This window comes from Streptomyces venezuelae (assembly GCF_008642355.1).
GTDB lineage: Bacteria > Actinomycetota > Actinomycetes > Streptomycetales > Streptomycetaceae > Streptomyces > Streptomyces venezuelae_B.
On the sequence record NZ_CP029193.1, the window covers coordinates 3,822,894 to 3,838,539 of the forward strand.

Below are 15,646 nucleotides of genomic sequence, written 5' to 3' on the forward strand. Positions count from 1 at the left end.
CGACAGAGAAGGCCATGGTGCCCGCGCCCGGAGCCGTCAGGAAGAGGACGTCTCCCGCCCGTGCGGCCCCTCGTACCACTCCCGGAGAGCCTTCTCGGCAGCCCCCTCGTCCGGCACCGAGTCCAGCCTCAGGGGTTCCGCGGCGCGGCGCACCGCTCGGCAGACCCGGGCTGCCGCGCCCGCGTAGTCGGCGGGGTCCGGGGGCTCGGGCAGGGTGGTCAGGGCGAGGGCGGCCCGCATGATGTCGGGGAAGACCGACTGGGCGTATTCGAAGTCCAGGTAGACGGGGAGGTCGGTGGTCATTCCGGCCGTCATGTCGGCGTGTCCCGCCCGTTCCATCGCCTCAATCCACAGGTCCCTGACCCGGGTCTGCTCCTCCTTCTCGTACTCCATGCGGACCATGTGGATGGCGAGGTCGTGCAGGGGGTCGCCGTACATGGCCAGCTCCCAGTCGATCACCGCCAGCTCCCTGCGGTCGACGACGACGTTCGCGCGGTGCACGTCGGTGTGGAGGAGGCAGAAGGGTCTGGAGGTGAGGCGGGGGCGGGCCGGGTCGTCACGGAAGGCCGCGAGGGCGTCGGGGCGTACTCCGACCGCCGAGAAGAGCGTCTCGAAGCGCCTGCGGTTCGGGGCGTGCACCCGGTGCTCGGTGAAGTCGACGAGCCACTGGAGGAACTCCTCGGACCGGCCGGACTCGGGCCAGTCGGGCGGGCGGGGCGGGAGCTCGTCCTCCGGCACCGCCGCGGCGCGGGCGAAGAACTCCGCGAAGGTCCGCATCAGCGGCTCCCCGATGGGCCCTTCCGGCACCACGTCGGAGAGCGCCCGGCCCGGACGGTAGGAGTGCAGCGACCAGTCGCCGAAGTCCCGCAGACAGCGCGGGACTTCCTTCAGGTGGCGGCTGACCACGGCGAGCAGCTCGGGCTCGCTGGGCCAGATGCGGGGCACCACCTCCACCGTCTCGCGCGGCATCCGGCACTTGACCCGCGCGCGGAACGGCATCGTGCACAGCAGCAGGGCGAGCGACCAGCCGAGCGGTACGACGTGGTTGATGTTGTGGTGACCGGCCACGACCTGGCGCTTCGGGTGCTCCCGGTGCAGTTCGGCGAGGCGTCGGATCCACGACTCGCGGAGCCCGGTCTTCGGCGCCTCGTGGGGGGTGCGAGGCGGAGGGGACGGCATGAGCGCAGAGGGTATCCGGATCACGGAACCGTTCCTGCCACATGCCACATAGTGGACGTCGGCGTGGCGCTTGCGTGCTCCCGCCTGCTCCTTCAGGGCGCCTTCGTGTGCCCCATGGCGTATACAACCCTGGAGAGGCGTTCGAGGGAGTCGACCAGGTGTTCCGCGCCCGCCTCGCGCAGCAGCCGCGCCTTGCGTTCGTTGCGCGCGTACCCGAGGAACCGCACCCCCGCCCGCTCGGCCGCCACATAGTCGGACGGCGCGTCACCGATCATCAGGGTCGCCCGCGGCTTCGCCCCCATGGCGCGCAGCGCCCGCTCGACGCAGTCCGGGTGGGGCTTGAGCAGGCTGAGGTCCTGGGTGCGGCCGTAGATGTGGGGGGCGAAGCAGTCCAGGGTGCCGCGGCGCTCCAGGTACCTGCCCACCGCGCACGGTGCGTTGTTCGTCGTCACCGCGAGCCGGGCGCCGGTCGCCGACCAGGTGCGGATCAGCGGGTCGACGTACGCGGTCGGCATGGCCGTCGCCACGGCGTTCAGCTCCTGCCGCGTGAGCCACTGCTCCAGCTCGGCGACCAGGTCGCTGTGGGGATGCCTGCGGTCGACGGCGCGCAGCACGACGTAGGGGTCGGGCTCCTCCTTCTCCTCGGCGGTGAGCAGCCCGCGCAGCCCGCGCTCCTTCAGCCACCGGACCAGGTCCCGCGCCACGTCCGCCGCGGGCCGCCCGGCGAAGAGGCGGCAGATGGGTCCGTCGAAGTCGAAGAGCACGTAGCCGATGGAAGCGACCACGTTCCGCAACCGTTCGGTCTCATCCGTCGCCGATTCGGTCGGCGTCACGTCGGACTGCGTCGAATCAGATGTCATTTAAGAGAGTGTCAGGTCAGAAGTGATCGTTTCCCAGAGGGCGTCGAACCAGTTCTGCGACTCGTCGACGAAGACCGAGTCGCGGGCGGCTTCGGCGGTCTTCTCGAAGGAGAAGACCGGGGCCTTGATGCCCCCCGCGTCCCAGATGTCCATCACCTCGGTCGCCCCGTCGGGAACGTCCAGCTCCACGGACGTACGCGCCAGCGTGTAGTACGCGAGCAACGCCTCCCGCCCGTTCAGCAGATACAGCTTCACCGGCGTCGTGAACGGCAGCGCGCGGAACGTGACGTCGACGTCGATCCCGTGGGAGGCGCGCAGGGCGCGCAGGTTGTGGCGCAGGACCTGGCCCTGCGCGTTGCGCTGCGTGTGCCAGCGGTGGTGGAGCCGTTCCCGGCCCTCCTCGCCGCCCTCCATCGGCACGGGGAACGCGAGCTCGATGTCGCTGCTCGGGAGCAGGATGCGCGCGGTGATCGACTGGGGGCGGAGACGGCCCTCGTGGATGAGCCGCACGGGCTCGCCCAGCGCGATCATCAGGGTCTCCGCGGTGTACGAGACCACGTCGATCCGCACGTGCGGTTCGGCGAAGGCCGCCGTGAGCCTCGGGGCCAGGGCGACCATGGACGGCTGGGGTTCCTTGCCCACGGGGGCCGGCGCCGCCTGGGCTACGCGCGGTGGGCTGCCCTTGCTCACGTTGGACAGCAGCCCCTCGGCCTGGAGCTTCTTCATCGCCTGGCGTACGGCGCCTCGTTCGACGCCGAACTCCTCGGCGAGTTCCGCCTGGGTCGGCAGACGTTCTCCCGCTCTCAGTTCGCCCGCCCGGATGCGGTCGCGGAGGGTGTCGGCGATGTCCTGGGGGGTGAGTCTTCTGCTGCCGTTCACTGCCACGTTCTCCTGGGTCACGACCAGACGATACAACTGACCGCCATCTCTGGGGAGTTGTAGGGAAGTTGTTTTGGCGCTGTCGCCAACTGGGGACAACCTATGCAGAGTTGGTTGCCAACTGGCTCAAGATGGCAGAAGGGGGAACCACCATGCCCGCCATAGCCCTCCTCGCAGCCGTGGTCGCCGTCACCCTGGAACAGCTCGTGCAGTGGAAGTACGGCCCGATGGGCATCGTCGGCCTCCTTCTGCTGACCGTGGGCGTCAAGGCGAAGAACGCCACCTGCAGTTCCATCGGAGCCGTCGTCCTCGCCCTGCTGGTGACGGGTCCGGCGGGCTGATCAGCCCGCCGCGAGCTCCAGGTCCTGACTGATCGTGTTCCAGAGGGCGTTGAACCACAGATGGGACTGTTCCACGAATGTGGTGTCCCGCAACCCGTCCCCCTCCTTGAACGGGAAGAGCATCGACTGCGTGCCCTGCGCGTCGTACATCTCCAGGGACTCCTTGCCGATCTCCTCGTCCCGCTTGGTCAGCGTGTAGTACGCGAAGAGCGCTTCCGTGCCGTTGATCAGGTACAGCTTCACGGGCGGCGTGAACGGCAGCGCCCGGAACTGCACCGACACGTCGATGCCGTGCGACGAGCGCAGCGCGAGGAGGTTGTGGCGGAGCACCTGGCCCTGGGCATTGCGCTGGTCGAGCCAGCGCCGGTGGACCTGGTCGCCCTGGTGGTCCCCGCCGTCGACCGGCGCGGGGAAGGCGAGGTCGATGTCGCGGCTGGGCAGCAGCACCCGGACGTCGACCTTGGCCGGTTTCCGCTGCCCGGCGTGGATCCGGCGCAGCGGTTCGCCGATGGCCATGGTGAGCGAGATGGACGTGAGGCAGAGCGCGTCTATCTCCACGTGCGGCACGTCGAAGGCGGACGCGATGCGCGGGCCCAGGCCGACCATCGTGGGCTGCGGCCGCGCCTCGCCGGGACCGGCTGAAGCACGCTCCGCGACGTCCGCGACGGTGGCGGGGCTGCCCTTGGACACGTTGGACAGCAGATGCTCACGGTGCAGGATGCGCAGCGCTTCCCGCACCGCACCGCGCTCCACACCGAACTCGTCGGCCAGCTCGGCCTGCGTCGGCATGCGCTGGCCGGGCCGCAGCGACCCGGACCTGATCCGGTCGCGCAGCACGTCGGCAACCTCTCGGTGGCTCCGCTGCGCTCGCTTGCGCCCATTGACGGCGGCGTGTTCGGTGCTCACAACCAAACAGTACAACTTCGCGCCATCTTAGGGGAGTTGCGGGAAAGATGGTTATGAGTCGACTCCCAGAGGAGATAAGTCAGTTGAAGTTGGTAGCCAACTTCGGCGACCTGGTCAGACCCTTTCGGGGTTGGCCATCAGCCCGATATGGGGGAACGTCATGCCGATCATCGCTCTCGTCGTCGCCGTCCTCGCCATCGCGTTCGAGCAGCTCATCCAGTGGAAGTACGGACCGCTCGGCATCGTCGCGTTCGTCCTGCTGACCATCGGGATCAAGGCCAAGAACGTCAAGCTCAGCGGCGTCGGAGCCGGACTGCTCGTCCTGCTCCTCGCCCAGTCGGGCTGACCCCGCCCGATCACCGGACCCGGCTGACCGGGCTCCCATCCGGAGGGGAGCCGGGAGTCCGATCAGTCGATGGGGGGCTGGGCCCCGGTCCTGCTACGGGGACCGGGGCTCAGAACATGTCCGGGCACCATGGCCGCCTGGACGTGCGGAACAGGGCGTCGGCCACCGCGGCGGCGCCCGTCCGCTCCTCCCCCACCCGCCCGAGCGCCACGGCCCGCGCCACGGACGCGTCACCCAGCCACATCTCGCCCAACTCCCGTACGTCCAGGACGAGGTCGGCCGTCGCGGTCGTCGGCACGCAGGACGCACCCTGCGGCGTCGCGTCGAGCCGGTAGCGTCCGCCCGCGAGCCCCGCGCTGTCGCCGATCTCCAGGACGACCGTGCCGGAACCGGCGTACGTACGCGCTTCCAGGGCCCGCACGACATCCAGGATCCGCACCCAGAGCCAGTCCGCGTGCCCGGTGACCGTGGCCGCGCGAGGGTCCGGCAGGAGGTGCGGGAGCAGGTCGTCTGGGGCCAGCCAGCCGCTGCGCACCGAGACGACCTTGTCGATCGCGCAGACGTAGTGCCACAGGGCGCGTTCGGCGGCCGGTGTGACGGCCGTGATCCCGAGGACGGTCGCGGCGTTCCGCGGCAGCCGGGACGGCCCCCACTCGTTGTTCGTCGTCCGGTACGCGACGAGTCCCTCCACTTGGCCGGAGGGGCCGCGGTAGAGGGCGTAGAACGGTTCCTGCCAGGGGAATTCGGGGGTCGCCTGCATGCCGGTGTTGCGCAGCCACCACTCCTCGTCGCGGCTGACGACGCCGTGCCGGGCCGCACGGAACCGCTCGAACAGCTCCGGGCCGTGCTTGCGCACGTCGTCGCCGTCGACGAGGTCGATGCGGGCGCCGGACTCCTCGGGCCCCGACCAGCGCGGGTCGAGCCCGGAGCGCGGCACGTCGACCGTCCACTCGGTGACCCAGGTCGCCGCGCCGAAGCCGTACCGGCCGTAGATCGGGTACTCGGCGGAGTTCAGCGTGGCCAGGACGTCGCCGCGCTCCTTCGCCTCGGCGAGGTCCCCGGCCATCATGCGGCTGAGGATGCCGCGGCGCCGGTGTGTCGGGGCGACGGTCACACCCGACACGGCGTTGGCGACGACGGGCGCGCCGCCCACCGCGGTGACCTCCTGCCGGAAGGACCTGTACGTGCCCACGCACCGGCCGCGGTCGTAGGCGCCCAGGGTGCGGGCCGGGGCGGTGCGGGACCGGAGGTGGGCGACGGCGTCGTCCGACATCGCGGCGAAGGGGTTGAGGAATCCGGCCTGCACGGCACGCAGCCAGGCAGGCAACTCCTCGTCGGCGACCGCTCTTACCTCGACGTCATCAACAACGGCAGCTTCGGCAACATCGCTCATCCGCACACGCTAGGCAGCGAAGTCCCGCGACCGCACCCGGATTTCGGGAGCCGGAAAGCCCACGGCCGCCCCCGCTCACAGCAGCAGGTCGTCGACCTGCGCCTCGCCCACCCGGTACCGCCGCCCGATCTCCGCCGAGCAGTCGTCCGCCGTGCGCTGCAGCCCCTGTCTGCGCCGGGACACCTGCTGTTCGTAGCGGACGAGACGCGCCATGGCCGCGTCCAGCTCGTCGTCGGTGCGCGCCGCCAGGTCGGAGAGCTCGACGTCGGCGAGCATCTCCTTGGCCAGCAGGCGGGACTCCTCGCCGAGCGGCGTGCCGAGCGTGACGTGCCGGGCCGAGGAGCGGTGGCGGGCCGGCGCGTCCCTGAGGATCTCCGCGAGCCGGTCCACGACGGTCGCCGCAGGAGCGGGCGCCGGGGAGTCCGGTGAGCCGGGCGCCCCGCGGCGCGCGATCTCGGCACGCAGAATGTCGATGCGCCCCTGCAACAGCCGCCGCACATAGCTGAGGTCGGCCTCGTCCTGCTGCGCCGACCTGCGCAGTTCGCGGAGCTCCGGCAGGCGCAGGGCGGCCAGGTCGTGCTGGGGCACCTCGGGCAGCAGCCGACCCCCCGTGCGCTGCACCGGCGGCCGCGCGCTCTGCGTGCGCCGCAGCGAGATGCGCCCCGGTGTCTGCCCCGTACTCGATGTGCTCATCATCTGGCTCTACCCGTCCCCTCGACCGGCCGACGCGGTGCACCGCGTGTGAGCATCGTGCCACCCCGAGTACCCGCTATGTGGCCGAGTGCCCGGAATCGGCCCCAGATGGGGGGATCGCGGGCCCGTCCCGGGCGCCTCGTGCGGCACGGCATGATGGGCCGTATGCGAGCAGTGGTGCAGAGGGTCGACGGCGCGAGCGTGGTCGTCGACGGCGAGACGGTGGGCGAGATCGACGGCGAGGGCCTGTGCGTCCTGGTGGGCGTCACCCACGACGACACCAAGGAGAAGGCCGCCCAGCTGGCCCGCAAACTGTGGTCGGTGCGCATGCTGTCCGACGAGAGGTCGTGCAGCGACATCGACGCGCCGCTCCTGGTCATCAGCCAGTTCACGCTCTACGGCGACGCGCGGAAGGGCCGCCGCCCCACATGGAACGCGGCGGCCCCCGGCCCCGTGGCCGAGCCCCTGGTCGACGAGGTGGTGTCACAGCTCCGCGCCCTGGGGGCGACGGTCGCGACGGGCCGCTTCGGGGCGCGGATGCGGGTGGGCCTGACGAACGACGGCCCGTTCACGGTCCTGATCGAGATGTGAGCCCGTGCCCGGGTGAGGGCTACGGCTCGACGACGACTTCCTGGGCAGCGGCGGTGTCCCCCGCCACGAGCCCGGCGTCCACCGGCACGTTGCGCTTCACGAGGCCGAGCGCGATCGGCCCGAGTTCGTGGTGGCGTACGGCCGTGGTGACGAAGCCGAGCTTGCGGCCCTCGACGCCCTCGCTCGCGAGGTGCAGCGGTGTCCCGGCCGCCGGCAGGTGCACCTCGCTGCCGTCCAGGTGCAGGAAGACCAGGCGGCGCGGCGGTTTCCCCAGGTTCTGGACGCGCGCGACCGTCTCCTGGCCCCGGTAGCAGCCCTTCTGCAGGTGCACGGCCGAGCCGATCCAGCCCAGCTCGTGCGGGATGGTGCGGTGGTCGGTCTCGAAGCCGAGGCGCGGCCGGTGGGTCTCGACGCGCAGCGCCTCGTACGCGAGGAGTCCGGCGGCGGGGCCGTTCCCCTCGGCGTACGTCTCCAGGTCCGTGCGCGGCAGGAACAGGTCGCGGCCGTGCGCTGTCTCGCGTACGACGACGCCGTCCGGGACCGGCGCGATGGAACCGGCGGGCAGGTGCACGACGGCGATGTCGTCGGTGCGGTCGGCGACCTCGACGCGGTAGAAGAACTTCATGCTCTCCAGGTACGCGATGAGTGCGTCCTGCGTGCCGGGCTCGACGTGCGCCCAGACGGTCTCGCCGTCGTCGACGAGGGAGAGGTGGTGCTCGATGTGGCCGTTGGCGGAGAGGATCAGCGCTTCGGTGGCCTGGCCCGCGGGCAGCTCGCTGAGGTGCTGGGTGAGCAGCAGGTGCAGCCAGCTCAGCCGGTCGGAGCCGGTGACGGTGACCACGCCGCGGTGCGAGAGGTCGACGAAACCGGTGCCGTCGGCGAGGGCGCGCTGCTCGCGGAACAGTTCGCCGTAGTGGGCGGCGACGCCTTCGTCCACGCCCTCGGCGGGGACGGCGCCGGGCAGGGACAGCAGGGGGCTCTTCATGTTCACAAAGACTACGACCAGCCCGCGCCCACGCTTATTCCGCGTCCGCTCCCCGGCACTTCCCGCACTGCCCGAAGATCGCGAAGTGCTTCAGGTCGGTGTCGAACCCGAAGGTCTTCCGCAGCTTGTCGGTGAAGTCCGCGGCGATCTCGGTGTCGGCCTCGATGACGTCCGTGCAGTCCCGGCAGACCAGGTGGATGTGGTGGTGCCGGTCCGCGAGGTGGTAGGTCGGCGCGCCGTGCCCGAGGTGGGCGTGGCTGACCAGGCCCAGTTCCTCCAGGAGCTCCAGGGTGCGGTAGACCGTGGAGATGTTGACCCCCGACGCCGTCTTGCGCACTTCGCAGAGGATGTCGTCGGGGGTCGCGTGTTCCAGGGTGTCGACGGCTTCGAGGACAAGCTGTCGCTGCGGCGTCAGCCGGTAACCGCGCTGACGCAGGTCGCTCTTCCAGTCGGAGTCGGTGCTCGCCACACCATGAAGTCTAGGCTTACTTGAAGAAAGCGATGCCGTCGTCGGGGAGATCGCCGAGGTTGCGGGCCATGTCGGCGACCTCTTCGGGGGTGACGACCTTCTTCAGCTGGGCCGACATGTAGGGCCGCAGCGGGACCTCGGGGGTCTGCTTCTCGCCGACCCACATGAGGTCGCCCTTCACGTAGCCGTAGAGGCGCTTGCCGCCGGTGTACGGGCCGGAGGCCGCGGTCCGGGCGACGGCGTCGGTGGCCAGGTCGATCTGCGGCTTCTTGTCGGCCAGCTCGCCGTACCAGACCTCGACGACGCCGTCGTCGCGGACCATGACGACCTCGACCTGGCGGTTCTTGTCGATGCGCCAGAAGCCGGACTCGGTCTCCAGGGGCTTCACCTTGTTGCCCTCGGCGTCCAGCACCCAGGTGTACGAGCGGTACTCGATGAAGTCCCGGCCGTCGTGGGTGAAGGAGACCTCCTGGCCGAAGTTCGCCTTCTCGGCGCCGGGGAAGTCGGTGACGCCCGCGCCCGCCCAGTTGCCGAGGAGCCAGGCGAGGGGGACGAGGTCGGGGTTCAGGTCGGACGGAATCTCGATCATGGGAAGCTCAGGCGATCTGTGGAGGTGGCGTGGGCGGGGGTCAGCGCTGGCCCTGGTACAGCTTCTTCACGGTCAGCCCGGCGAAGGCGAGAACGCCGACGCAGACCAGAACCAGCAGGGCGGAGAAGAAGGCCTCAAGCACGGGGTGCTCCTCGGTGAGCGGTTGGGGCAGGTATCAGAGCCGGTCCCACTGTAGTCGGGCGGCGCCCGTCCCTCTCTGTGAGGTCCCTCGCGACGTACGCTGGGTGCATGTACGCGCGAAGGCGCCGTCTGTACTTCGCCATGATGGGGACCTGTGTCGGTCTGTTCGTCCTGGCCTGGGGCGTCGTGCGGCTCTGGTCGGTTCCCGTGGCCGTCGGGATGTGCGTCGTGGCGATGGTGATCCCGCCGCTGGCCGCCATGACCGCGAATCGGCGGGGTCCCGATGACCGCTGGTGGGACGACCCCAGCGGGGACCGCACGTCCGACGAGTGGTGGGACGAGCTGGACGGCAGGCACAGACGGCAGAGGTAGCCGAAGGGCCGCACCCCTTTCCAGTGGCGTCCAACCCCCTGGGGTGCGGCCCTTCAGCCGTTCTCGGCGCGGCGTGCGGACCGCGCTGTGTGACTCAGACCGCGATCGCGACCTCCGCCAGACCGCCCGTCCGGGCGACGACCGTACGGTCCGCGGTGCCGCCGGGGATCAGTGCCCGGACGGTCCACGTGCCCTCGGCGGCGTAGAAGCGGAACTGTCCGGTGGCCGAGGTGGGGACCTCGGCGGTGAACTCGCCGGTCGAGTCGAGCAGGCGCACGTAACCGGTGACGGGCTCGCCGTCGCGGGTCACCTGGCCCTGGATCGTCGTCTCACCGGGCTTGATCGTCGAAGCGTCGGGGCCGCCGGCCTTTGCTCCACACATGGGTACTCCTGAGGGGGAAGAGAGGTCGAGGGTCTTACTTGTCGGCGCCGAGCTCGATCGGCACGCCGACGAGCGAGCCGTACTCGGTCCAGGAGCCGTCGTAGTTCTTGACGTTGGTCTGGCCGAGCAGCTCGTGCAGGACGAACCAGGTCAGGGCCGAACGCTCACCGATGCGGCAGTAGGCGATGGTGTCCTTCGACAGGTCGACCTGCTCGTCCTCGTAGAGGGCCTTGAGCTCGTCGTCGGACTTGAAGGTGCCGTCGTCGTTGGCGTTCTTCGACCACGGGATGTTGCGGGCGCTCGGCACGTGGCCGGGGCGCTGCGACTGCTCCTGCGGGAGGTGGGCCGGGGCGAGCAGCTTGCCGCTGAACTCGTCGGGCGAGCGCACGTCGACGAGGTTCTGCGAGCCGATGGCCTTGACCACGTCGTCGCGGAAGGCGCGGATCGAGGTGTCCTGCGGCTTCGCCTTGTAGTCGGTCGCGGGGCGGTTCGGGACCTCGGAACCGTCGACCAGGTCGCGGGAGTCGAGCTCCCACTTCTTACGGCCGCCGTCGAGGAGCTTCACGTCCTGGTGGCCGTAGAGCTTGAAGTACCAGAAGGCGTACGACGCGAACCAGTTGTTGTTGCCGCCGTAGAGGACGACGGTGGAGTCGTTGGCGATGCCCTTGGCCGAGAGGAGCTTCTCGAAGCCCTCCTGGTCGATGAAGTCACGCCGGACCGGGTCCTGGAGGTCCTTGGTCCAGTCGATGCGGATCGCGTTCTTGATGTGGTTCTTGTCGTACGCGGAGGTGTCCTCGTCGACCTCGACGATGACGACCTTCGGGTCCTCGATGTGGGCCTCGACCCAGTCGGCGTCTACCAGGACGTCGCTGCGGCTCATGCTTCTCTCCTCCGGGGCAGTTACGGCGGTGCATAGGGGCGTGCGAGGTACGGGAGGTGCGGGGAGGCACGGCGTACGTACGCACGGGGAGGCCCTGACGGATGGCGTCGAAAGGCCGGGGGAAATGCGGGGATGGGGCGTCCCGCTAGAAGGTGCGACAGAGCATGGCGGCGACGCGGCACAGGTCCACTGCCCGCCGCTTCGTGAGGTCCGCCTGTCGGTGCATGGGTCCGATCGTAGGGACGGAGGGGCGGCCGTGTCACCGGCGCTCCGCATACTGAGACGCGATCGTCCACGATGCGGGAACCGTTGAAGCCCCCGGCCGCCCCGAAGCCGCCGCGGACTGCCCCGTACCCCCGCCGCATCCGCCCCCCGGACGCCTCCGTCTCGTACTACGGACGAGGCGGTCGGAGGAGCGTGTCAGCTCGCCAGGCGCACGTTGGAACCCGACACCGACATGTCGACGCCGTCCGGTGCCGCCTCGACCTTCTCCAGCTTGATGCCGGCGGGCAGGTCCTCGATCCTCTGGTCGAAGTCGGTGACGTTGCGGGCCGTGCCCTCGGGGAGCGGGATGGAGACGCCGAGGACGTTCAGGCTCTTGGGGATCCGGTCGGCGTGGACGCGGATGTTGTCGCCCTCGACGCGGACCGAGCTGAGCACGTGGACGGGCTTGGGCAGCTTCGCGCCGCCCTTGCTGACCTCGACCTCGACCTTGATCTTGCCGTTGCCGCCGTCGGAGAGGCCGACGACCTTGCCGGTCGCGCCGAGCGGCAGCTCGACGGGCTCGGACTTGCTGGCCTTCAGGAGCTCGTCGTACGAGACGTGGGCGGTGCCCGTGGCGGTCGCGGCGGTCGCCGAGCTGTAGTCGCCGGAGAACTCGACGCCCTTCATGTGGGCGGTGAGGTCGGCGATGCGGATGGAGTCGGAGCCGGACTTGGCGTCGTAGTTCTTGATGCCGACCTCCACGTCGTCGAGCTCACCGCCCATCACCTGGGTGAGGAAGGGGAAGCCCTTGATGGAGACGTCGGGCGTCTCGCTCAGCCCCTCGCTGGTGCGCATCTTGTCCGCCGCCTCGCCCTCGGCGAAGTTCACGGCGAGCCGGTCGGCCGCCACGAAGAGACCGCCGAGGATCACGACGACGATCAGAAGTATGCGTATGGCGCGCTTGCTCATGTCCGGTGTTCCCCCACCTGGTCCCCCGAGGTCAACTGTTCGTTTCCGCGAGCCTAAAGGACAGGTCCCCCGCCGGAGAGCCCGGCGGGGGACCTGTCGAACAGCTGTGACGATCAGCCGATGGCACGTCCGAGGACGTAGACGGCCGGGGCGGCGGCAGCGAGCGGCAGCGCGACGCCCGCCGTCATGTGCACGAACCGCGACGGGTAGTCGTAGCTGGCGACGCGGTGCCCGATCAGCGCGCACACGCCGGCGCCGAGCGCGAGCAGCGCGCCCTCGCTGCCGTAGTCGGTCGTCCCGCCCACCGCGACCCCGGCGCCCGCGGCCGCGATCAGCGAGACGACCACCGAGGCGATGGTGGGCAGTGGCAGCGCGCGGGCGAGGATCGCGACGGCGACGGCGATGCCGCCCACGGTCACCGCGTCGGCCGCGGCCGCGAGGTGCCCGGCGGCGACGATCGCGAGCGCCGACGACACCACCGTGGCCATCAGGCCGTACATCCGCTCGTCGGCCCCCGCGTGGCTGCGCAGCTGCAGCACGAGGACGAGCAGCACCCACACGCCGAGCGTGCCGAGGACGGCGGCGGGCGCGTCCTCCTTGCCGACGGCGAGCAGCGCGACGTCCGCGACGACACCGCCGAGGAACGCGAGCGCGATGCCCTGTCGCGCGGGCCACATGCCGTTGAGCCGGAACCAGCCGGCGGCGGTCACGGCCTGCAGCAGCACGAGCGGTACGAGCAGCGCGTACTGCCCGACGGCGGCACCCGCGGCGAGCAGCAGGCCGAGCACGGCGGTCAGCGCGGCGGGCTGCATCCCCGGCTCGATGATCGGCGAGCGGCCCTCGGCGCGGGCGCGCTGGGCGTCGGTGACGCGGGGGTTGCCGGTGGTGGTGGCGGGCCCGTACGAGGACGAGTCGCGGGCGGGCTGGGGGGCAGGATCCGGCGCCGGTTCCGGCACGGGGGCGGGCGCGGCGCTCTGCGGCGGCAGGTACGCGGTCTCCGTCACGTCCACCGCGGCGGGCGCCTGGTGGCCCACCTGCGTCTCCCAGGTCTGCCCCTCCCACTGCTGGGTGTGGTGCTCCTGGCCGTACTGCTGCTGCGGCTCGGCGTAGTACTGCTGCTGGGGGTACGGGCGGCCGTACTGATCGTGGCCGTACTGGTCCTGGCCCTGCCCGTACTGCTGTTGTTGCTGTGGCTGCGCGTAGTACTGCTGCTGGTCCGGATACGGCTGTTGCTGCTGCTGATCCGGGTAGGGCTGGTGGTGCTGCTGCTCCGGATACTGCTGCTGTCCGGGGTACTGCTGCTGCGGATACGGCTCGTACCCGTCGTACCCCTCGTACCCCTCATAGGGCTGATCGGACATGGTGCTCATCCTCCTGCGAACGGCGGGAGCACCTCGACCGTGCCGCCCTCGGCCAGCCGTACGGTCTCATGCCTCCGGGTCCCGACGGGGGCCCCGTCGACCAGGAAGGAGCAGCGCTGCAGGACCCGGACGAGTTCACCGGGATGCCGCTCGCGTGCGGCGTCCAGCGCGTCGGCGAGCGTCGCCGCGTCGTACGGCTCCTCGGCGACGCCCGCGGCCGCCTTGGCAGCGGCCCAGTAACGAATGGTGCCGTTCACCATGCGACTCCCCTTCCTTTCAGTCGGCGGTTGCCGACGTCCATGATGCCGTGGCCCACGAGGCGATCCGTCCGACGAGCGCGTCGGACGCCGCGTGCTCCGCGTGTCCCATGCCCTCTTCCAGCCACAGCTCCGCCCCGCCCCCGGCTGCCGCGGCGAGCATCCGGGGATGGTCGAGCGGGAAGTACGGGTCCCGGTCTCCGTGGACGACGAGCAGCGGCGTCGGGGCGATGAGGGGGACGGACTCGACGGGCGAAAGGGGGACGGGGTCCCACTCGTGCGGGTGGATTCGGGTCCGCAGTCCGTAGCGGCCGACGGCGCGTCCCGCGGGCCGGGTGACGACCCAGTGCAGCCGCCGCATCGGCGCCGTCCCCCGGTAGAACCACCGCGCGGGAGCACTCACCGCGGCCACCGCGTCGGTCCGCGCTTCCGTGCGCCCCCTGTGCAACGCGGCGTGACGGAGGACGACCGAGCCCCCCATCGAGAAACCGACGGTGACCACGTGCGCGTACCCCAGGGACCGCGCCCACTCGACCGCCGCAGCCAGGTCGAGGACCTCGCGGTCGCCCACCGTGGAGTGCCCGCCGGACCCGCCGTGGCCCCGGAAGGAAAAGGTGATCACGGCCGCACGCTGGGCGAGGACACCCGCGATCCGGCGCACGTGCGGGCGCGCGAGGTCCCCCGAGAACCCGTGCGCGACGACGATCGCGAGCTCGCCGGCGGGGTCGGGCCCGGGGTCGTGGGCGGCCTCGATGGCCACGCCGTCCTGTGTACGGAGCGTGGCCCTCCGCTGAACGCTGCGCTGACCGCGAGTGAGCGGAGGCACAGAAGATCGCGCCTCTTGACCTGCCGGACCGGAGTTCATGTGGGCTATTCTGCTGGGCAGAGGATCCGGGCAGCGCAGCCCCCGGGTCCTTTCGTGCTTTCCGGGACCCCGGGCGCGGGCCACAGAAATCACGTCTTCAGTACGAAGCAGTGCCGTAAACGTCCTCGCAGGGACCGAGGAGGAACCAGACGTTATGGGCGAGCGAAACGTGCACGACAGTCGGACGACCCGGGCAGGTGGTCGGCGGTGAGCTCACTGCTGCTCCTGACCAATGCCCTCCAGCCGTCGACGGAGGTGCTCCCCGCTCTCGGCCTGCTCCTTCACAACGTGCGCGTCGCCCCCGCGGAGGGCCCCGCCCTCGTCGACACCCCCGGCGCCGACGTCATCCTGATCGACGGGCGCCGCGACCTCCCACAGGTCCGCAGCCTCTGCCAGCTGCTCCGCTCCACGGGACCCGGCTGTCCGCTGGTCCTCGTCGTGACGGAGGGCGGCCTCGCGGCCGTCACCGCGGACTGGGGCATCGACGACGTGCTCCTCGACACGGCGGGCCCCGCCGAGGTCGAGGCGCGGCTGCGGCTCGCGATGGGCCGCCAGCAGATCACCTCCGACGACTCCCCCATGGAGATCCGCAACGGCGATCTCTCCGTGGACGAGGCGACGTACAGCGCGAAGCTGAAGGGCCGGGTCCTCGACCTGACCTTCAAGGAGTTCGAGCTCCTCAAATATCTGGCGCAGCACCCGGGGCGGGTCTTCACGCGTGCCCAGCTGCTCCAGGAGGTGTGGGGCTACGACTACTTCGGCGGCACCCGCACGGTCGACGTGCACGTGCGGCGGCTGCGGGCGAAGCTCGGCGTCGAGCACGAGTCGCTGATCGGCACGGTCCGCAATGTCGGCTACCGCTTCGTCGCCCCGGAGAAGGTCGAACGCGCGGCCGAGGCCGAGAAGGCGAAGGCCGCGGCGCCCGCTCCGAAGGAAGCTGCCGTACGCCCTGCCCAGCGGTAGTTCCATCCGCGTAGACTCCGC

21 protein-coding genes are annotated in these 15,646 nt (G+C 70.6%); 5 read left to right on the plus strand and 16 right to left on the minus strand.

Features of this window, described 5'->3' with window-relative positions; all coding sequences use genetic code 11:
• Nucleotides 1-36: 36 nt before the first annotated feature.
• The 3 genes from DEJ47_RS17630 to DEJ47_RS17640 all read right to left on the minus strand — a co-directional run bounded on the left by DEJ47_RS17630 (nucleotide 37) and on the right by DEJ47_RS17640 (nucleotide 2,945).
• The gene (locus DEJ47_RS17630; protein ID WP_150169477.1) at nucleotides 37-1,179 is read right to left on the minus strand and encodes an aminoglycoside phosphotransferase family protein; all 1,143 of its coding nucleotides are present in this window, start codon (nucleotides 1,177-1,179) and stop codon (nucleotides 37-39) included.
• Nucleotides 1,180-1,271: 92 nt separating this feature from the next.
• Entirely contained in the window at nucleotides 1,272-2,039 is a 768-nt protein-coding gene (locus DEJ47_RS17635; RefSeq protein ID WP_150169479.1) for an HAD family hydrolase, read from the minus strand.
• Nucleotides 2,040-2,945, minus strand: a complete 906-nt coding sequence (locus DEJ47_RS17640; protein WP_150175711.1) for a winged helix-turn-helix domain-containing protein — start codon at nucleotides 2,943-2,945, stop codon at nucleotides 2,040-2,042.
• Between the two features lie 125 nt (nucleotides 2,946-3,070).
• Here DEJ47_RS17640 and DEJ47_RS17645 point away from each other — a divergent pair, with 125 nt between their 5' ends.
• Nucleotides 3,071-3,259 (plus strand): hypothetical protein, encoded by a 189-nt coding sequence (locus DEJ47_RS17645; protein ID WP_150169480.1) that lies wholly within the window; start codon nucleotides 3,071-3,073, stop codon nucleotides 3,257-3,259.
• Here DEJ47_RS17645 and DEJ47_RS17650 read toward each other — a convergent pair whose 3' ends face one another.
• On the minus strand, nucleotides 3,260-4,171 hold the full coding sequence (locus DEJ47_RS17650; RefSeq protein ID WP_150169482.1) for a winged helix-turn-helix domain-containing protein: 912 nt from the start codon (nucleotides 4,169-4,171) through the stop codon (nucleotides 3,260-3,262).
• 154 nt (nucleotides 4,172-4,325) lie between these two features.
• On the opposite strand from DEJ47_RS17650, the gene DEJ47_RS17655 reads away from it, so the two are divergent.
• On the plus strand, nucleotides 4,326-4,511 hold the full coding sequence (locus DEJ47_RS17655) for a hypothetical protein (RefSeq protein WP_150169484.1): 186 nt from the start codon (nucleotides 4,326-4,328) through the stop codon (nucleotides 4,509-4,511).
• A gap of 109 nt (nucleotides 4,512-4,620) precedes the next feature.
• Here the strand turns inward: DEJ47_RS17655 and DEJ47_RS17660 are convergent, their stop codons facing one another.
• Both DEJ47_RS17660 and DEJ47_RS17665 read right to left on the minus strand, forming a co-directional pair.
• Nucleotides 4,621-5,904 (minus strand): GNAT family N-acetyltransferase, encoded by a 1,284-nt coding sequence (locus DEJ47_RS17660; protein WP_150169486.1) that lies wholly within the window; start codon nucleotides 5,902-5,904, stop codon nucleotides 4,621-4,623.
• A 75-nt stretch (nucleotides 5,905-5,979) separates the two neighbouring features.
• Nucleotides 5,980-6,597 carry an ABC transporter substrate-binding protein gene (locus DEJ47_RS17665; protein WP_150169488.1) on the minus strand — a complete coding sequence of 206 codons (618 nt, stop codon included), beginning with the start codon at nucleotides 6,595-6,597 and terminating at the stop codon, nucleotides 5,980-5,982.
• A gap of 165 nt (nucleotides 6,598-6,762) precedes the next feature.
• Between DEJ47_RS17665 and dtd the strand changes: the two genes are divergently transcribed.
• The gene (gene dtd, locus DEJ47_RS17670) at nucleotides 6,763-7,188 is read left to right on the plus strand and encodes a D-aminoacyl-tRNA deacylase (protein WP_150169490.1); all 426 of its coding nucleotides are present in this window, start codon (nucleotides 6,763-6,765) and stop codon (nucleotides 7,186-7,188) included.
• 19 nt (nucleotides 7,189-7,207) lie between these two features.
• Here the strand turns inward: dtd and DEJ47_RS17675 are convergent, their stop codons facing one another.
• Genes DEJ47_RS17675 through DEJ47_RS17685 form a run of 3 tightly spaced genes read right to left on the minus strand, consistent with a single transcriptional unit; the run spans nucleotide 7,208 to nucleotide 9,231 of the window.
• A complete protein-coding gene (locus DEJ47_RS17675) occupies nucleotides 7,208-8,173 on the minus strand; it encodes a YgfZ/GcvT domain-containing protein (RefSeq protein WP_150169492.1) in 966 nt (321 codons plus the stop codon).
• A gap of 34 nt (nucleotides 8,174-8,207) precedes the next feature.
• Entirely contained in the window at nucleotides 8,208-8,642 is a 435-nt protein-coding gene (locus DEJ47_RS17680; protein WP_150169494.1) for a Fur family transcriptional regulator, read from the minus strand.
• Nucleotides 8,643-8,658: 16 nt separating this feature from the next.
• A complete protein-coding gene (locus tag DEJ47_RS17685; RefSeq protein WP_150169496.1) occupies nucleotides 8,659-9,231 on the minus strand; it encodes an FABP family protein in 573 nt (190 codons plus the stop codon).
• Between the two features lie 249 nt (nucleotides 9,232-9,480).
• On the opposite strand from DEJ47_RS17685, the gene DEJ47_RS17695 reads away from it, so the two are divergent.
• Entirely contained in the window at nucleotides 9,481-9,744 is a 264-nt protein-coding gene (locus DEJ47_RS17695) for a DUF3099 domain-containing protein (protein WP_150169498.1), read from the plus strand.
• 94 nt (nucleotides 9,745-9,838) lie between these two features.
• Here the strand turns inward: DEJ47_RS17695 and DEJ47_RS17700 are convergent, their stop codons facing one another.
• The 7 genes from DEJ47_RS17700 to DEJ47_RS17725 form a co-directional block, all read right to left on the minus strand.
• Nucleotides 9,839-10,126, minus strand: coding sequence for a DUF1416 domain-containing protein (locus tag DEJ47_RS17700; protein WP_062773190.1), 288 nt, complete (start codon nucleotides 10,124-10,126; stop codon nucleotides 9,839-9,841).
• Nucleotides 10,127-10,160: 34 nt separating this feature from the next.
• Entirely contained in the window at nucleotides 10,161-11,006 is an 846-nt protein-coding gene (locus tag DEJ47_RS17705; RefSeq protein ID WP_150169500.1) for a sulfurtransferase, read from the minus strand.
• A 145-nt stretch (nucleotides 11,007-11,151) separates the two neighbouring features.
• Nucleotides 11,152-11,232: a putative leader peptide gene (locus DEJ47_RS37640; protein WP_350893136.1), complete on the minus strand. Its 81-nt coding sequence runs from the start codon at nucleotides 11,230-11,232 to the stop codon at nucleotides 11,152-11,154.
• Between the two features lie 194 nt (nucleotides 11,233-11,426).
• Nucleotides 11,427-12,179, minus strand: a complete 753-nt coding sequence (locus DEJ47_RS17710; RefSeq protein WP_150169502.1) for a DUF2993 domain-containing protein — start codon at nucleotides 12,177-12,179, stop codon at nucleotides 11,427-11,429.
• 113 nt (nucleotides 12,180-12,292) lie between these two features.
• A complete protein-coding gene (locus DEJ47_RS17715; protein ID WP_150169504.1) occupies nucleotides 12,293-13,540 on the minus strand; it encodes a hypothetical protein in 1,248 nt (415 codons plus the stop codon).
• A gap of 5 nt (nucleotides 13,541-13,545) precedes the next feature.
• Complete coding sequence (locus tag DEJ47_RS17720) at nucleotides 13,546-13,800, minus strand: MoaD/ThiS family protein (protein WP_150169506.1); 255 nt, start codon at nucleotides 13,798-13,800, stop codon at nucleotides 13,546-13,548.
• 16 nt (nucleotides 13,801-13,816) lie between these two features.
• Nucleotides 13,817-14,662, minus strand: a complete 846-nt coding sequence (locus tag DEJ47_RS17725; RefSeq protein ID WP_150169508.1) for an alpha/beta hydrolase — start codon at nucleotides 14,660-14,662, stop codon at nucleotides 13,817-13,819.
• A gap of 207 nt (nucleotides 14,663-14,869) precedes the next feature.
• On the opposite strand from DEJ47_RS17725, the gene DEJ47_RS17730 reads away from it, so the two are divergent.
• On the plus strand, nucleotides 14,870-15,625 hold the full coding sequence (locus tag DEJ47_RS17730; protein WP_150169510.1) for a response regulator transcription factor: 756 nt from the start codon (nucleotides 14,870-14,872) through the stop codon (nucleotides 15,623-15,625).
• Nucleotides 15,626-15,646: the final 21 nt, after the last annotated feature.